Here is a 13,588-nt window from a genome sequence, read left to right as displayed (position 1 = left end):
AATCACTAACATTCCGATCGCGTTCCCCGCCATGTCCACCCGCACTTACTCGCTCCGCGCCAGCGTGCTGCAAAGCCTGACTGCGACCAAGCGTCCGGACGTGCCGGCATGGGTGGTGATGCGCAATACCGCGGCGGTCGTGCTGCCGCTGGCAGTGGGCATGCTCACCGGCCACGCCGAGGCCGGCCTGGCCGTGGGTGCTGGTGCGCTCGACACGATGTTTTCCGACCAGCCCGGTCCGTATCGCCAGCGCCTGCAGCAGCTGCTGCTGGCTTCGCTGGCGGCGGGACTCGCCTCGCTGTGCGGCTTTTTGATCGGCGGCAATTTGCCGTTGATCCTGATAGCCACCGCAGCCTGCGGTTTCTTCGGCGGCTTGTTGGTGGTGTTTGGCGTGGACATCGCCCGCGTGGGCATGACCAGCATGATCCTGCTGGTGATCACGGCAGCGACGCCGACCACGCTCGACAACGCCCTCATTGGCGCAGGCCTGATCTTCGCCGGCGGCCTGTTGCTTACCCTGTTCTCCGTGGCCGCGTGGCCCTTGCAGCGCTACGGGCCGGAACGGCATGCATTGGCTACCGTCTATCGCGGCCTTGCCAGCTTGGCGAGTGAGAACAAGCAGAACGACGAAGACGTGCCCGCGCTCACCGACGCGATGACCACCTTGCAGCAGACGCTGCTCGGCCGCCATCACGCGCGCGGTCGCGCGATGGAGGCCTTCGCGGTCTTGCTGGAGCTGGCCGAGCGCTTGCGCCTGGAGCTGGTGGCGATGGCGGAACTGCACAGCGCGGCCAGCATCGTGGCAATGTTCCGTACCGATGCCGCCCGCGTGCTGAGCGCGCTGGCCGATGCACTGGACAGTGGCGACTCACCCGAACAGGCCGCACGCGCGCTGCAAACCTTGCAGGCGAGCGAACGCGCGCTGCTGGACACCCATACCCGCAATGACAGCGTCGCCGCGCATATCCATGCTCTTTCCGGCAAGCTCGCCGCCGCCCTGCGCAATGCGGACTGGGCTGGCGCCACTGGCGAGCAACGCGCCGCAGCGGCAGAGACACGCCTGCCGAGCGCGCTGCGCGGCAGCTCGGCGCTCGCCACCCTGCGCGCGAACCTCACGACGCATTCGGTGGCGTTCCGGCATGCAATGCGTTGCGCGGTGTGCCTGAGCATCGCGCTGCTGATTTCGCGCCTGTGGCAACTGCCTCACGGCTACTGGCTGCCGATGACGGCGGCGATCGTGCTACGGCCGGATTTCGCCGCCACCTTCAACTTCGGCTTGCTGCGCGTGGCCGGCACCATTCTCGGCCTGGTGCTCACCACGGCCCTGCTGCACATCACGCCGCACGATCCCTGGGCGCATCTCGCGCTGATGGCGGTGCTGTGCATGGCGTTCCGTTATCTGGCTACCGCGCACTACGGCATTGCGGTGGCGACGCTGACTGGCACGGTGGTGATCCTGCTGTCGTTCGAGGGCGTGAACTCCGGCACGGCGGTGATGGATCGCGTGTTGAACACCGTGCTCGGCAGCGGCATGGCCCTGCTCGCCTACGTGGTGTGGCCCACGTGGGAACGCCGGCGCGCGCGCTCCGCCTTGTCAGATATGTTGGATGCCTACGCGGATTACCTGCATGCGCTGGCGCGTCCGGCACAGCGCCACGCCCACCGCGAAACCCGCACTGCCGTGCGTACGGCGCGCACCAATGCGCAAGCCTCCCTGGATCGCATGCAGGCCGAGCCGGCCACGCCGCTAAACCTGCTCGAATTGGCCAATGCGCTGTTCCTCAACGGCAACCGCCTGGCGCGCACTTCGATGACGCTGGAAGCGCTGCTGCACGACTGCGACAACTTGCCCGAACAGGTGGAAGTCACTCACTTCGTCGAGCGGGCGGCGGACCAGTTGCATGCCCTGGCTGTTGCATTGCGCAACAACCAGGCGCCCCCGCCGGCCCCGGAACTGCGGCAACTGCAGCGCAGCCTGGCCACCCTGCTCGCCATGGCGGACGACCGTCCTCGCGCCGAGCAGCTGGCGCGCATCGGCGATCGCCTGGTCGACAACATCAACACGCTGGCCTACGTGGTCGGACGGGGCCCGCAGGAAGCGGCGGCCGCGCAGGGTGAACACCGCGTGCATCCCTAGGTCCCCGTACTGCCTACAAACGATCGGCCCGGCAGGCGCTACACTTGATGCATGCTGAAAATCGATACCCACGCCCACATCCTTCCGCGTGACTGGCCCAATCTCGCCGCAAAATTCGGCAACGATGCCTTCCCGGTGATGATCCACAGCGATGGCCGGCATCGCATCTACAAGGACGGCAAGTTCTTCCGCGAGGTATGGGAGTCGTCGTTCGATCCGCAACATCGCGTCGATGACTACGCCCGCTTCGGCGTGAACGTGCAGGTGATCTCCACCGTGCCGGTGCTGTTCTCGTATTGGGCGCCGGGTTACCAGGCGCTGGAACTGCATCGCCATCTCAACGATCACATGGCCGGCGTTTGCCGGGACTACCCCAAAAACTACGCCGGCATCGGTACGGTGCCGCTGCAGTCGCCCGAACTGGCGATTCGCGAACTGGAGCGCTGCATCGACGAACTGGGCCTCTCCGGCGTGCAGATCGGCTCGCATTGCAACGAGTGGAACCTGGACGCACCGGAGCTGTTCCCGTTCTTCGAAGCCGCGGCAGATCTCGGTGCCGCCGTGATGGTGCATCCGTGGGACATGATGGGCGCGGCCACCATGCCCAAATACTGGATGCCGTGGCTGGTGGGCATGCCGGCCGAACAATCGCGCGCCGGCTGCTGCCTTGCGTTCGGCGGCGTGCTGGAACGGCTGCCCAAGCTGCGCGTGATGCTTGCGCACGGCGGCGGCAGCTTTCCGTGGAGCATCGGCCGTATTGAACACGGCTTCCGCATGCGTCCGGACCTGGTCGCCACGGATAACCCGCGCAATCCGCGCGAATATCTGAAGCGCCTGTACTTCGACTCCTGCGTGCACGATCCCCGCGCGCTGCAATACCTCCTGGATGTGACCGGCTTCGACCGCGTCATGCTCGGTACCGACTATCCTTTCCCGCTGGGGGAGCAGGAACCGGGCAGCGGCATCGAGTCGCTGCACTTGGACGAACCGACCCGCGCCCGCCTGTTTCACGGCACCGCACTGGAATGGCTGGGGCTGCCGCTACGTCGCTTCGTATCCAACCCGCATCCTGAGGAACACGCATGAGATTGACCCGCTACATGGTGGTGACAGCCTTACTTGCATTGGCCAGCATCACCGTGGCCCACGCCGACGACATCAGCATGGCGTCCGGCAGCGTGCACTTCACCACGCCAGCCGGATGGGTCGGCATCATGCAAGTGGATGGCGATCCGGAAGTGCGCGTGTTTCAGGTGCCCGATCCCTCGCCCAGCGCGAGCACCACGTTGGCGCGCGTCACCGTCACAGTGAAGCAGGTGCCGGATGCACAGGCGTTCGGCGACTACGTCAACGGCGCGATGGCGAAAGCCAGGAACATGAAGGATTACCAGGCAAGTACGCGTCCGTCGGGTGAGCAGAACAGCTTCCTCTACACCGCGAGCGAAAGCGGCACGCAGTACACCTATACGGAGCGCTACTGGTTCCGTCATGGCCATGCCATCCAGTTGCGCTGCGTACGTCCGTCCGCCAGCGAGGCCGGCCAAGCCTGGGCTGCGGCGTTCGACAAGGGTTGCAATGACGTCGCCGCAAGCTTGGGCAGCTGATGCGCCTGATCATCGTTTGACATTCCACCTGCGTCGCCATGCCCTGGAAAGCAGGAATGACGGCGGCACGAAACAGCTGTTTGGATACCGCAATGTCCCCACACTACGAAGCCACCGCCGAATGGGCCCAGGCCCGTGATGCAGCCGACCCATTGCGCGATTTTCGCAAGGAGTTTCTGATTCCACCGCACGAGCACGGCGAGAGCCATTACTTCTGCGGCAATTCGCTAGGGCTGCAACCACGCGCGTCGCGCGAAGCCGTCAATGCGGAACTGGACTACTGGGGCGAGCTCGGCGTGGAAGGCCACTTCAAAGGCCGCCTGCCGTGGATGGATTACCACGAGTTCGTGCGCGACCACCTGGCCGGAGTCGTCGGCGCGCAACCCGGTGAAGTCGTCGCCATGAACACGCTTGGCGTGAACTTGCACCTGATGATGGTGAGCTTCTATCGCCCCACGCCGGACCGCCACGCCATTCTGATCGAGGCGGGCGCGTTTCCTACTGACCGCTACGCGGTGGAATCGCAAATCCGCTATCACGGCTTCAGCCCGAATCTTTCGTTGATCGAACTGGAAGGCGACGAGCCCAACGGCACGATCTCGATGGGCGCCATCGAACGCGTGCTTGCCGAGCATGGTTCGCGCATCGCGCTGGTATTGCTGCCCGGCGTGCAATATCGCACCGGGCAGGCGTTCGATCTCAAGGCGATTACCGAGCTGGCGCACAAGCAAGGTTGCCAGGTGGGTTTCGACCTTGCGCACGCCGTCGGCAACCTGCCACTGCAGCTGCACGACAGCGGCATGGATTTCGCCATCTGGTGCAGTTACAAGTATCTCAATGGCGGCCCTGGCGCGGTGGGTGGCGCGTTCGTCCACTCACGCCATGCCCGTGCCGCTCTGCCGCGCTTTGCTGGCTGGTGGGGGCACGACAAGGCCACGCGCTTCCAGATGGGCCCGGAATTTGTTCCCACGCCGGGTGCCGATGGCTGGCAGCTCTCCAATCCGCCGATTCTTTCGCTGGCGCCGCTGCGGGTATCACTGGACATTTTCCACCGCGCAGGCATGCCGCGTTTGCGCGAAAAATCACTGCAGCTCACCGGCTATCTGCAATGGCTGGTGGAAACACAGTTGCCCGACGTGCTGGAGATCGTAACGCCGAAAGAACTCGAACGCCGTGGTTCGCAGCTTTCCATTCGCGTGCTGGGCGGCCGTACGCAGGGGCGCGCGTTGTTCGAATACCTGATCGATAACGGCATCATCGGCGACTGGCGCGAGCCCGACGTGATCCGTATCTCGCCAGTGCCGCTATACAACCAGTTTGCAGATTGCCTGGCATTTGCACAGGCGGTGCGTCGCTGGAAAAACGGCTGAGCGAGGCAGGCTACCGAGTCGCCGGGACAACGAGCGGAAAACAAGGGAACATCACAGGGCCGGCGAACGGCCTGTTACAACCGGCTCTGCGGATGGCGCACCTGCCCCTCGCCGCGCACGATAAACCGCTCGACCGTCAAGGCCTCCGCACCCATCGGCCCGTACGCATGCAGGCGCGTGGTGGAGATGCCGATCTCGGCGCCAAGGCCCAATTCGCCGCCATCGGAAAAACGCGAGGACGCGTTCACCATCACCACGGCCGAGCGAATGGCATGCGTGAAACAGCGCTCCGATTCATCGTCACGTGTCGCGATGACTTCGGTATGGTCGGAACCGAAGCACTGGATATGGCCGATCGCCATGCCAAGATCATCGACCACGCGGATGGCCAGGATAAGGTCGAGAAATTCCGCCGCGTAGTCTTCCTCGGTAGCCGGGCGCATGCCTTCGACCAGTGCGCGCGCGCGTTCGCAACCGCGCAACTCCACACCACGCTCCTGCAATGCCTGCGCTGCCTTGGGCAGGAACGACGCGGCGACATCGCGGTGTACCAGCAAGGTTTCCAGCGCATTGCACACGCCAGGACGCGAGGTTTTGCCATCGACCAGCAGGTTCAACGCCAATGCTTCATCGGCGGAAGCATCGACGTATAAATGGCAGACGCCCTTGTAATGCTTGATCACCGGCACGCGCGCATGTTCGGCGACGAAGTGGATCAATCCCTCGCCGCCGCGCGGAATCGCCAGGTCGACGATGTCGCTGAGCTGCAGCAGCTCCACCATCGTTTCGCGGCGCAAGTCTTCGATCAGGGTGATGGCAGCTGCTGGCACATCGTGCTTTTCCAACGCGCTGTGCAGTGCCGATGCGATCGCCATGTTCGACTGCAGCGCTTCGGAACCGCCACGAAGGATCACGGCGTTGCCTGCCATCAGGCACAGTGCGGCGGCATCGGCGGTGACATTGGGACGCGCTTCGTAGATCATCGCGATCACGCCCAGCGGAATCCGCACGCGCTCGATTTCCAGGCCGTTCGGGCGTGTTTCGCGGCGCGTGACCAGGCCAACCGGATCGGGCAATGCAGCGATCTCGCGCACGGCGTTGGCGATGCCGGCGATGCGGGATTCATCCAGGCGCAGCCGATCGAGCATCGCGCCTTGCGTGCCCTTCGCAGTGGCGTGCTGCAGGTCGCGTGCGTTCGCCGCAAGGATGGCATCGCGTTGCGTTTCCAGCGCAGCAGCCATGTCGTGCAACAGCTTGCGCTTGGTGTCCGTATCAAGGGCAAACATGGCTTGCGCCGCGTCCTTGCAGGCCAGGGCCAGGTGTCGAATCTCGCTCATGCTTCCGATTCTCCTGCAATGGTGGCCAGATCGTCGCGATGCACGATTTCATCGCCATAGCTGTAGCCGAGGATGGACGCGATATCGCGGCTGTGCCGCCCGACCAGACGGCGCACTTCGGCCGCACCGTACTGGCAGAGTCCGCGTGCCACGGGTCGGTCCTGGGCGTCCACGATTTCGATCAGGTCGCCTCGATGGAATTCGCCTGCCACGTCGAGGATACCGCCGGGCAACAGCGACGCGCGCCCGCCGGCAAGGGCGCGCACGGCACCCGCATCGACGCTCACGCGACCGCTGCCGGTCGGTGCATGGCGCAACCAATATTTGCGTGCCTGCATGCGATTGCCCGCGACATCGATCAAGGTGCCGCGCAGCTGCCCTTCTTCCAGGGCCTTGACCGTCGCCGGCTCGCGGCCGCTGAACAACGCCGTGGGAATACCGGCTGCGGCAGCCTTTTCGGCGGCCTGCAGCTTGGTCCGCATGCCGCCGGTGCCCACGGTAGTGCCGCTGCCGCCAGCCATGGCCATGATCTGCGCGGTCAGCTGCGGCACGTGGCCGATAGGTTTGGCTGCCGGATCGCGGCGGGGATCGGCGTTGTAGAGCGCATCCACATCCGAGGCGATCAGCAACAAATCGGCATCGACCAGGGCGGCAACGATGGCGGCGAGATTGTCGTTGTCGCCGAGCTTGAGTTCGTCCACCGCGACCGTGTCGTTTTCGTTGACGACCGGCAAGACGCCCAGCATTAACAACTCGCGCAGCGTTGCACGCGCGTTGAGGTAGCGGCGTCGGTTGCGCAGATCGTCGTGGGTCAGCAGCACTTGTGCGACGGGATGCTCCGACAGGCTTTGCCACAACGCGATCATCGGTGCCTGGCCCAATGCGGCCAGCGCCTGCTTCGCCGCCAACTCCGGCCCTGGTGCGGTGCGCTGGCGCAGCAAGGCGCGGCCGGCGGCAACAGCGCCGGAAGATACCAGCACCACCTCACGCCCTGCACGCTGGCTTGCGCTGATAAATCCGGCCAAGGCTTGCGCGTAAAGCGGCGTCAGGCCGCCGCCGTCGGCAGCGAGCAAATTGCTGCCGACTTTGAGCACCACGCGGCGCCATGTGGGCAAGCTGTGTTCTGGCAAGCGGACGATGCTCATGTCGGTTCGCTATGACGCCAGGTTATCGAGACGCTGCCGCAATACGGCCAATTGCACGTCGTTGCCCGCGCCCGGCGAGGTGCGCGCCGCGAGGCTGGATTCAGGGGTGCGCCCGTGCCCGGCTTGCTGCGCTGCCTGGGCCGCGGCTTTGTAGGCTTCGCGAAACGGAACACCTGCGGCAGCCTGTTCGATGGCGACGTCGGTGGCGTACATCGCCGGCTCGATCGCCGCGCGCATGGCGGGTTCGTTCCATTGCATGCGTGCGAGCAGGTCGGGCAACAGTTCCAGCGCGGCGAGGCCATGGGTGACGCCATGGAACAGCGAACCCTTGGAGAATTGCAGGTCGCGTTGATAGCCGGACGGCAGCGACAGCAGTTGCTCGATTTCGCAGCGTGCCGCCGCAACGGTGGCATAGGAGGCACGCAGCAGCTCCACCACGTCCGGGTTGCGCTTGTTGGGCATGATCGAACTGCCGGTGGTGTATTCCGATGGCAGCGACACGAAGTTGAATTCCGCCGTCGTGAACAGCGATAGATCCCAGGCCAGGCGGCGTGCATCGAGCATGGCGCTGCTCAACGCTTCCATCACCGCCATCTCGAACTTGCCGCGCGAAAGCTGCGCGTAGATGGGCGAGACCTGCATGCGGCCAAAGCCCAGCGCCTGCGTGGTATGCGCGCGATCCAGCGGCAGGTTGACACCGTAGCCGGCGGCGGTGCCGAGCGGGTTGGCATCGATCCACGCAGCGGTCTGCCTGGCGCGCCACGCGTTGTCGATAAAGCCTTCGGCGAAACCGGCAAACCACATGCCGGTGGACGACACTACCGCGCGTTGCAGATGGGTGTAGCCCGGCAATGGCACTGCCGGTTGCGCGGCACGCTGCAAGCACACGTCGGCAATGCTGTGGCAATGCGTTTCCAACAGCGCAAGCTTTTCCTTCAGCCACAGGCGCGTGGCGACCAGGATCTGGTCGTTGCGGCTGCGGCCGGTGTGCACGCGACGGCCGGCATCGCCGAGGCGCTCGGTAAGGCGGGCTTCGATGGCGGAATGGCCGTCTTCGTAGCGGTCGTCCAGCACGAAGCGGCCGGCGCGGAAGTCCTCGGCCAGTACATCCAGTTCGCGCTTCAAGTCTTCCATCTCTTTCGCGCTGACGACACCGATGTTGGCCAGACCCTCCACATGCGCCTTGCTGGCAGTGATGTCGTGCAGGAAGAACTCGCGGTCCAGCAGCACGTCGTCGCCGGCGAGGAACTTCATGATTTTCGCGTTGGTTTCGACGCCGGCTTTTTGCCAAAGGAGGTCGGTCATGGCTTTAGGTTCTCTTTTTGTTTTTTGCCGTCATTCCCGCGAAAGCGGGAATGACGGCCAATAACGATATGCATATCGCGCCTTACACAGGGATTGACGTGTACTCATCCACCCCAATCGCCCGGTTGATGTTCTGCATCGCCTGCGTTGCAGCACCCTTCAACAGGTTGTCGAGCGTGGCCACTACCACCACACGCTTGCCGTCCGCCGACAGCGCAAAGCCACCCACCTCGGCGTGATGCTTACCAGCGATCTGGCTCACCCACGGCGCCTCGTCGAGCACGCGCACCAGCTTCTCGCCCGCGTAGGCCTGCTGGAAGCGCGCCAGCACATCTTCACGCTTCAATGCACGCGACAGGTAGAGATTCGTCGTCACCGTCAGGCCGCGGAAATGCGGCGCCACGTGCGGCATGAATTCCACCGGTATGCCCAAATGCCGGCTCGCTTCCTTCTCATGCATGTGGCCGGTAAGCGAATACGGCATCAGGTTGTCGCGCAGCTTTTCCGGGTTGTTCTTGTCCGATGGCGTGGTGCCGGCACCGGAGTAGCCGGAGACGCCGAAGCACACCGGCGGCGCGGCCAGCACATCCTTGAGCGGCGCCACGGAAAGCTGGATGGCGGTGGCATAGCAGCCAGGATTGCTGATGCGCTTCTCGCCACGCCACTTGTTGCGGGTAAGTTCGGGCAGGCCGTAGTACCAGGTATTGTCGAAGCGATAGTCCGCGGAAAGATCCACGATGACGGGACTCTTACCGGCCGCGTCGAACGCTTTCACGCAAACGGATGCTTTTCCATTCGGCAGCGCCAGTACCACGACGTCGGCATCGAGCGACGGCAATTCTTCATGCGCTGGCGAGCTGTAGCGCAACTCGCCCTTGTACGCTTCGACGTGGTCCTCGACGCGCTGCCCGTTCAACTCGCGCGAGGACACGTATGCCAGCTCCAGCGCCGGGTGCGCTGCCACCAGGCGGATCAGTTCCGCGCCGGTATGGCCGCGGGCGCCGACGATGCCGATGCGTTTGTTGGAAATAGCCATAGTCGTCAGTCGATCAAGGTGGGTTGGCGTGTGGCGCAATGCTCGACGCAGCGCGCGATCGTGTCGAAACCGTCCAGGCCGTACCAGAACACTTTCCAGCGCTCCTGCTTGTAGCAACCGTCCGACTCGGCGTAGTAGAAATAATTGATCGCGTTACCGTGACGCGAACGCCAGAACAGCTGCGGATTTTCCTCGCGCATCACCTGCCACACCGCGCGGCCGAGGCCTTCGCCCTGCGCATCGTCGAGCACGGCGAATTTGTCGAGGTAGATCAGGCCATCCTCGCGGGTGAGGATCATCGCAGCGCGATAGTTTTCGCTGACGTAGATGCGATAGGGCTTGGTGCGTGCGAAGTAATCGTCGACCACTTTGCGGCCAAAGCTGGATTCGATCAGTTCGCGCATGCGTACCTGGTCCACGCCGTCCCAGCTTTCAAAACGGAACACCTTTTCGCCACGACGCACCAACGTGCCGGAACCTTTGTGCGTGAACAATTCCTTCGCCAGTTCGGAAGGGCGCGTGATCGACACCGACGAGGTCAGAGGCAGGCTTTGCAGCAGATCGGCAATCTGCTCGATCTTCACGCGCATGCCACCGTTGATCCAGGGTTGCTGGATCAGCTGCTCGAACTCCGTGCTCAGGTTGATCGAATCGATAATCTGGCCCTGGTCGTCAAGCAGGCCACCGGTACCGGTCAGGAAGACGATCTTGTACGGCTGCAGCACGCGCACCAGTTCATTGGCGGCAAAGTCGGCGTTGATGTTGAGGAACTGGCCCTCATCCGTTTCGCCGAGACTCGCGATGACCGGAATGGAACCCGCGCGCAAGCTCGCTTCGATCGGCGCGAGATTGATGCTGTCGACCTTGCCCACCATGCCGTAGACGTCCTTGTCCAGGAAGCTGGACATGAACACGCCGGACGGCACCGAGGTGGCACGCGTATCCATTGCCTGCAGCGCTTCGACCAGGCGCAGGTTCTGCTGCTGGAACACCCGACGCACGATACCCAGGGCTTTCGGCGAGGTGACGCGCAAGCCATTGATGGTTTGCTTGGTGATGCCTGCGGCTTGCAGTTCTTCATCCAGCTGCGGACCGGCACCGTGCAGCACGATCGGTGTAAGACCCACCTGCTGCAGAAAGGTCAGCGAAGAGGTGAGGTCGTTGAGCTCGTCGCGCAGCACCGCGCCGCCCACTTTCACTACCGCGAATCGCTTGGCATCGACCTGCGAAAAGCGCTTGAGGTATTGCTGGATTTCCTTGGCGCTGCCCATGGCGGAGAGCAGGCGCACAATGGTCTGGCGAGTGTTCTTATGCGCTTCCACGGTTCACGATCTCGTAGATGGTTTGTGCGTACGTTTGCAATTGATCCAGCGCGACCCATTCGTCGGCGGTGTGCGCCTGGGCGATATCGCCGGGGCCGTAGACGAAGGAGATATAACCGGCTTCGGAGAACAGCGCCGCTTCGGTCCAGAAATTCACGGCGTTGCCGACGGGAATGCCCAGTTCGTCGGCAATGTCACGCGCGGCAAGGCGGCGTGCTTCGGCGTTGGGAACATCGCCTGCGGGAAGCGACATGCCGCGGAACAGTTCCTCGTAGCTGACCGGCGTGGGCTCCACCAGCGTACGGAAGGTTTCCAGCAACTGGTCCGGGTCCATGCTCGGCAGCGGACGAAAACCGAAACGGACGTCTGCGGTAGGCGCAATCATGTTTGCCTTGATACCGCCTTCGACGCGGCCGATGTTGAAGCGCAAGCCAGTAAGTCCACCGAAGCGCTCATGCGAGAGGCTTTCGACATGATCCAGGGCGGCGCCCCCCCAGCGGATGGCTTGATGCACGGCGCTGTCCGTCGGCTTGATCTCACCGGAAGCGTGGCCGGCCTGGCCGCTGAAGCGCATCTGCACCGAATGGATGCCGCGATGCGCGAGCACGGCTTCAACGCATGTCGGCTCGGCCACGATCACCGCATCGTACGCGTGCCCTTCCTTGAGGAAGCCGGCAATGCAGCGCGGATCGTTCGCTTCTTCATCGGTGGAGAACAGCAAGGCCAAGTCGCCCTGGCAGGCGTTCGCCACCGCCGCCAAGGCGGCCGCTGCGCCCTTGATGTCGCAAGCGCCAAGGCCGATGGCGCGATCAGCCGTTGTTTCCAGTACATGCGGATCACGCGTCCAATGCGGCGAATCCGGCACCGTGTCCAGGTGCACGTTGAACAGATATTTCGGCTTGCCGCGCACGGCATGGAGCGTCACCGCGCCCGCGCCGTAGTCGGTCACCTGCACGTCGAAACCTGGCAGCTGTTCGCGCAGATAGTCGAAGATGCCGCCGGTACCGATCGAGCGCGGCGGATTGCGCGTATCGAACGACACCAGCGCGCGCAGATGCTTCAGCGTCGCATCGAGCAACGCCGCACCGAGTCCTGAATCCTGCGTCCGGAGGTCCGCAGCACTCATCGATTCACCTCGGCCCACAGCGTACTGCTCATGCCGAACAGCTTGATGAAGCCTTCGGCTTCCGCCACGCCCCAGTCGGCCGCCTGCGCATACGTGGCGCCCTTGGCGTTGAGAATATGCTTGGACTCCACGGCGACCGCGTTGATGATGCCGCCGCTGGTTTCCAGCACCACGTCGCCGTTGACGGTCGACTGGCTGGAAGCCAGGAACGCTTCGAGGTCGGTTTTCAGCGGATCGTGGAAGAAACCTTCGTAGACCAGCTCCACCCATTTGCGCGCCACGTCAGGCTTGAAGCGGTTCTGCTGCTTGGTCAGCACGGCTTCTTCCAGCGCGCGATGCGCCGCCAGCAGGGCGGTAAGGCCCGGCGCTTCAAAAATGATGCGGCCCTTCAAGCCGATGGTGGTGTCGCCGGTGTAGATGCCGCGGCCCACGCCGTACTGCGCCAACACGCTATTGAGCTTGGCGAGCAGCTTGTGGCCGTCGATCTTCTCACCGTCCAGCGCCACCGCTTCGCCGTTGACGAAGCTGAGCTTCAAACGCAGCGATTTGGACGGCCATTCGGCACGCGGCTTGCACCAGCCCACGGCGCCTTCGCCCGGGGTCTGCCAGCGATCGATCTCGCCGCCGGACATGGTCACGCCAAGCAGGTTTTCGTTGATGGTGTAGGCCTTCTGCTTCGCACGAACGCCGAAACCCTTGGCTTCCAGGTATTTCTGCTCGTAGGCGCGTACTTCGGTGTGTTCTTTCTGGATCTCGCGGATCGGCGCCACGATCTCGTAGTCGCCCTGCGCTTTGACGGCTAGGTCGAAACGCACCTGGTCGTTGCCCATGCCGGTGCAACCGTGCGCGATCGCCTTGGTGCCCAGTTCGGCACAGCGCTTGAGCGCGGCATCGACGATCAGGTAGCGGTCGGACACCAGCAGCGGATATTGGCCCTGGTAGCCCTCGCCGGCCCACACGAACGGCTTGACGAAGCCATTCCAGATCGCCGGACCGCCATCGATCGTGACGTGGCTGGCCGCCTTCAGTTCCTTGGCGCGCGCTTCGATATAGGCGCGCTCTTCGGCATCCACGCCGCCGGTATCGGCGAACACAGTGTGCACGGCCCAACCGCGTTCCTGCAGGTAGGGAATGCAGAAGCTGGTGTCGAGACCGCCGGAGAAGGCCAGAACGATGTCTTTGCTCATGATGCGAGATCCAAAAAGA

The 13,588-nt window shown here is 63.8% G+C and carries 11 protein-coding genes; 4 read left to right on the top strand and 7 right to left on the bottom strand.

Annotation, left to right across the window (positions count from 1 at the left end):
- Positions 1-31 precede the first annotated feature (31 nt).
- The 4 genes from V7M64_RS07610 (at position 32) to kynU (ending at position 5,111) form a co-directional block, all read left to right on the top strand.
- Positions 32-2,137, top strand: coding sequence for an FUSC family protein (locus V7M64_RS07610; protein ID WP_333678261.1), 2,106 nt, complete (start codon positions 32-34; stop codon positions 2,135-2,137).
- Between the two features lie 51 nt (positions 2,138-2,188).
- Positions 2,189-3,223, top strand: coding sequence for an amidohydrolase family protein (locus V7M64_RS07605; protein WP_333678260.1), 1,035 nt, complete (start codon positions 2,189-2,191; stop codon positions 3,221-3,223).
- Entirely contained in the window at positions 3,220-3,741 is a 522-nt protein-coding gene (locus V7M64_RS07600) for a hypothetical protein (protein WP_333678259.1), read from the top strand. The genes V7M64_RS07605 and V7M64_RS07600 overlap by 4 nt, the downstream gene beginning before the upstream one ends.
- Before the next feature lie 92 nt (positions 3,742-3,833).
- Entirely contained in the window at positions 3,834-5,111 is a 1,278-nt protein-coding gene (gene kynU, locus V7M64_RS07595; protein ID WP_333678258.1) for a kynureninase, read from the top strand.
- A 74-nt stretch (positions 5,112-5,185) separates the two neighbouring features.
- Here kynU and V7M64_RS07590 read toward each other — a convergent pair whose 3' ends face one another.
- The 7 genes from V7M64_RS07590 to V7M64_RS07560 form a co-directional block, all read right to left on the bottom strand.
- Positions 5,186-6,448, bottom strand: a complete 1,263-nt coding sequence (locus tag V7M64_RS07590) for a glutamate-5-semialdehyde dehydrogenase (RefSeq protein ID WP_333678257.1) — start codon at positions 6,446-6,448, stop codon at positions 5,186-5,188.
- Positions 6,445-7,593 (bottom strand): glutamate 5-kinase, encoded by a 1,149-nt coding sequence (proB, locus tag V7M64_RS07585; RefSeq protein WP_333678255.1) that lies wholly within the window; start codon positions 7,591-7,593, stop codon positions 6,445-6,447. The genes V7M64_RS07590 and proB overlap by 4 nt, the downstream gene beginning before the upstream one ends.
- Positions 7,594-7,602: 9 nt before the next feature.
- A complete protein-coding gene (argH, locus tag V7M64_RS07580) occupies positions 7,603-8,898 on the bottom strand; it encodes an argininosuccinate lyase (protein ID WP_333678253.1) in 1,296 nt (431 codons plus the stop codon).
- A gap of 82 nt (positions 8,899-8,980) precedes the next feature.
- Positions 8,981-9,934 carry an N-acetyl-gamma-glutamyl-phosphate reductase gene (gene argC, locus V7M64_RS07575; protein WP_333678250.1) on the bottom strand — a complete coding sequence of 318 codons (954 nt, stop codon included), beginning with the start codon at positions 9,932-9,934 and terminating at the stop codon, positions 8,981-8,983.
- A 5-nt stretch (positions 9,935-9,939) separates the two neighbouring features.
- Positions 9,940-11,205, bottom strand: a complete 1,266-nt coding sequence (locus tag V7M64_RS07570; RefSeq protein ID WP_333678292.1) for an acetylglutamate kinase — start codon at positions 11,203-11,205, stop codon at positions 9,940-9,942.
- A gap of 37 nt (positions 11,206-11,242) precedes the next feature.
- Positions 11,243-12,382, bottom strand: a complete 1,140-nt coding sequence (locus V7M64_RS07565) for an acetylornithine deacetylase (protein WP_333678248.1) — start codon at positions 12,380-12,382, stop codon at positions 11,243-11,245.
- Positions 12,379-13,572 (bottom strand): argininosuccinate synthase, encoded by a 1,194-nt coding sequence (locus V7M64_RS07560; RefSeq protein ID WP_333678291.1) that lies wholly within the window; start codon positions 13,570-13,572, stop codon positions 12,379-12,381. The genes V7M64_RS07565 and V7M64_RS07560 overlap by 4 nt, the downstream gene beginning before the upstream one ends.
- Positions 13,573-13,588 lie beyond the last annotated feature (16 nt).

This window comes from Dyella sp. (genome assembly GCF_036746095.1).
Lineage (GTDB): Bacteria > Pseudomonadota > Gammaproteobacteria > Xanthomonadales > Rhodanobacteraceae > Dyella_B.
This window is presented reverse-complemented; position numbering and strand designations above follow the sequence as displayed.

Excerpts from the sequence above, each read along its gene's own strand:
- V7M64_RS07610 (WP_333678261.1), top strand. The coding sequence starts at position 32 with ATGTCCACCCGCACTTACTCGCTCCGCGCCAGCGTGCTGCAAAGCCTG.
- V7M64_RS07605 (WP_333678260.1), top strand. The coding sequence starts at position 2,189 with ATGCTGAAAATCGATACCCACGCCCACATCCTTCCGCGTGACTGGCCC.
- V7M64_RS07600 (WP_333678259.1), top strand. The coding sequence starts at position 3,220 with ATGAGATTGACCCGCTACATGGTGGTGACAGCCTTACTTGCATTGGCC.
- kynU (WP_333678258.1), top strand. The coding sequence starts at position 3,834 with ATGTCCCCACACTACGAAGCCACCGCCGAATGGGCCCAGGCCCGTGAT.
- V7M64_RS07590 (WP_333678257.1), bottom strand. The coding sequence starts at position 6,448 with ATGAGCGAGATTCGACACCTGGCCCTGGCCTGCAAGGACGCGGCGCAA.
- proB (WP_333678255.1), bottom strand. The coding sequence starts at position 7,593 with ATGAGCATCGTCCGCTTGCCAGAACACAGCTTGCCCACATGGCGCCGC.
- argH (WP_333678253.1), bottom strand. The coding sequence starts at position 8,898 with ATGACCGACCTCCTTTGGCAAAAAGCCGGCGTCGAAACCAACGCGAAA.
- argC (WP_333678250.1), bottom strand. The coding sequence starts at position 9,934 with ATGGCTATTTCCAACAAACGCATCGGCATCGTCGGCGCCCGCGGCCAT.
- V7M64_RS07570 (WP_333678292.1), bottom strand. The coding sequence starts at position 11,205 with ATGGGCAGCGCCAAGGAAATCCAGCAATACCTCAAGCGCTTTTCGCAG.
- V7M64_RS07565 (WP_333678248.1), bottom strand. The coding sequence starts at position 12,382 with ATGAGTGCTGCGGACCTCCGGACGCAGGATTCAGGACTCGGTGCGGCG.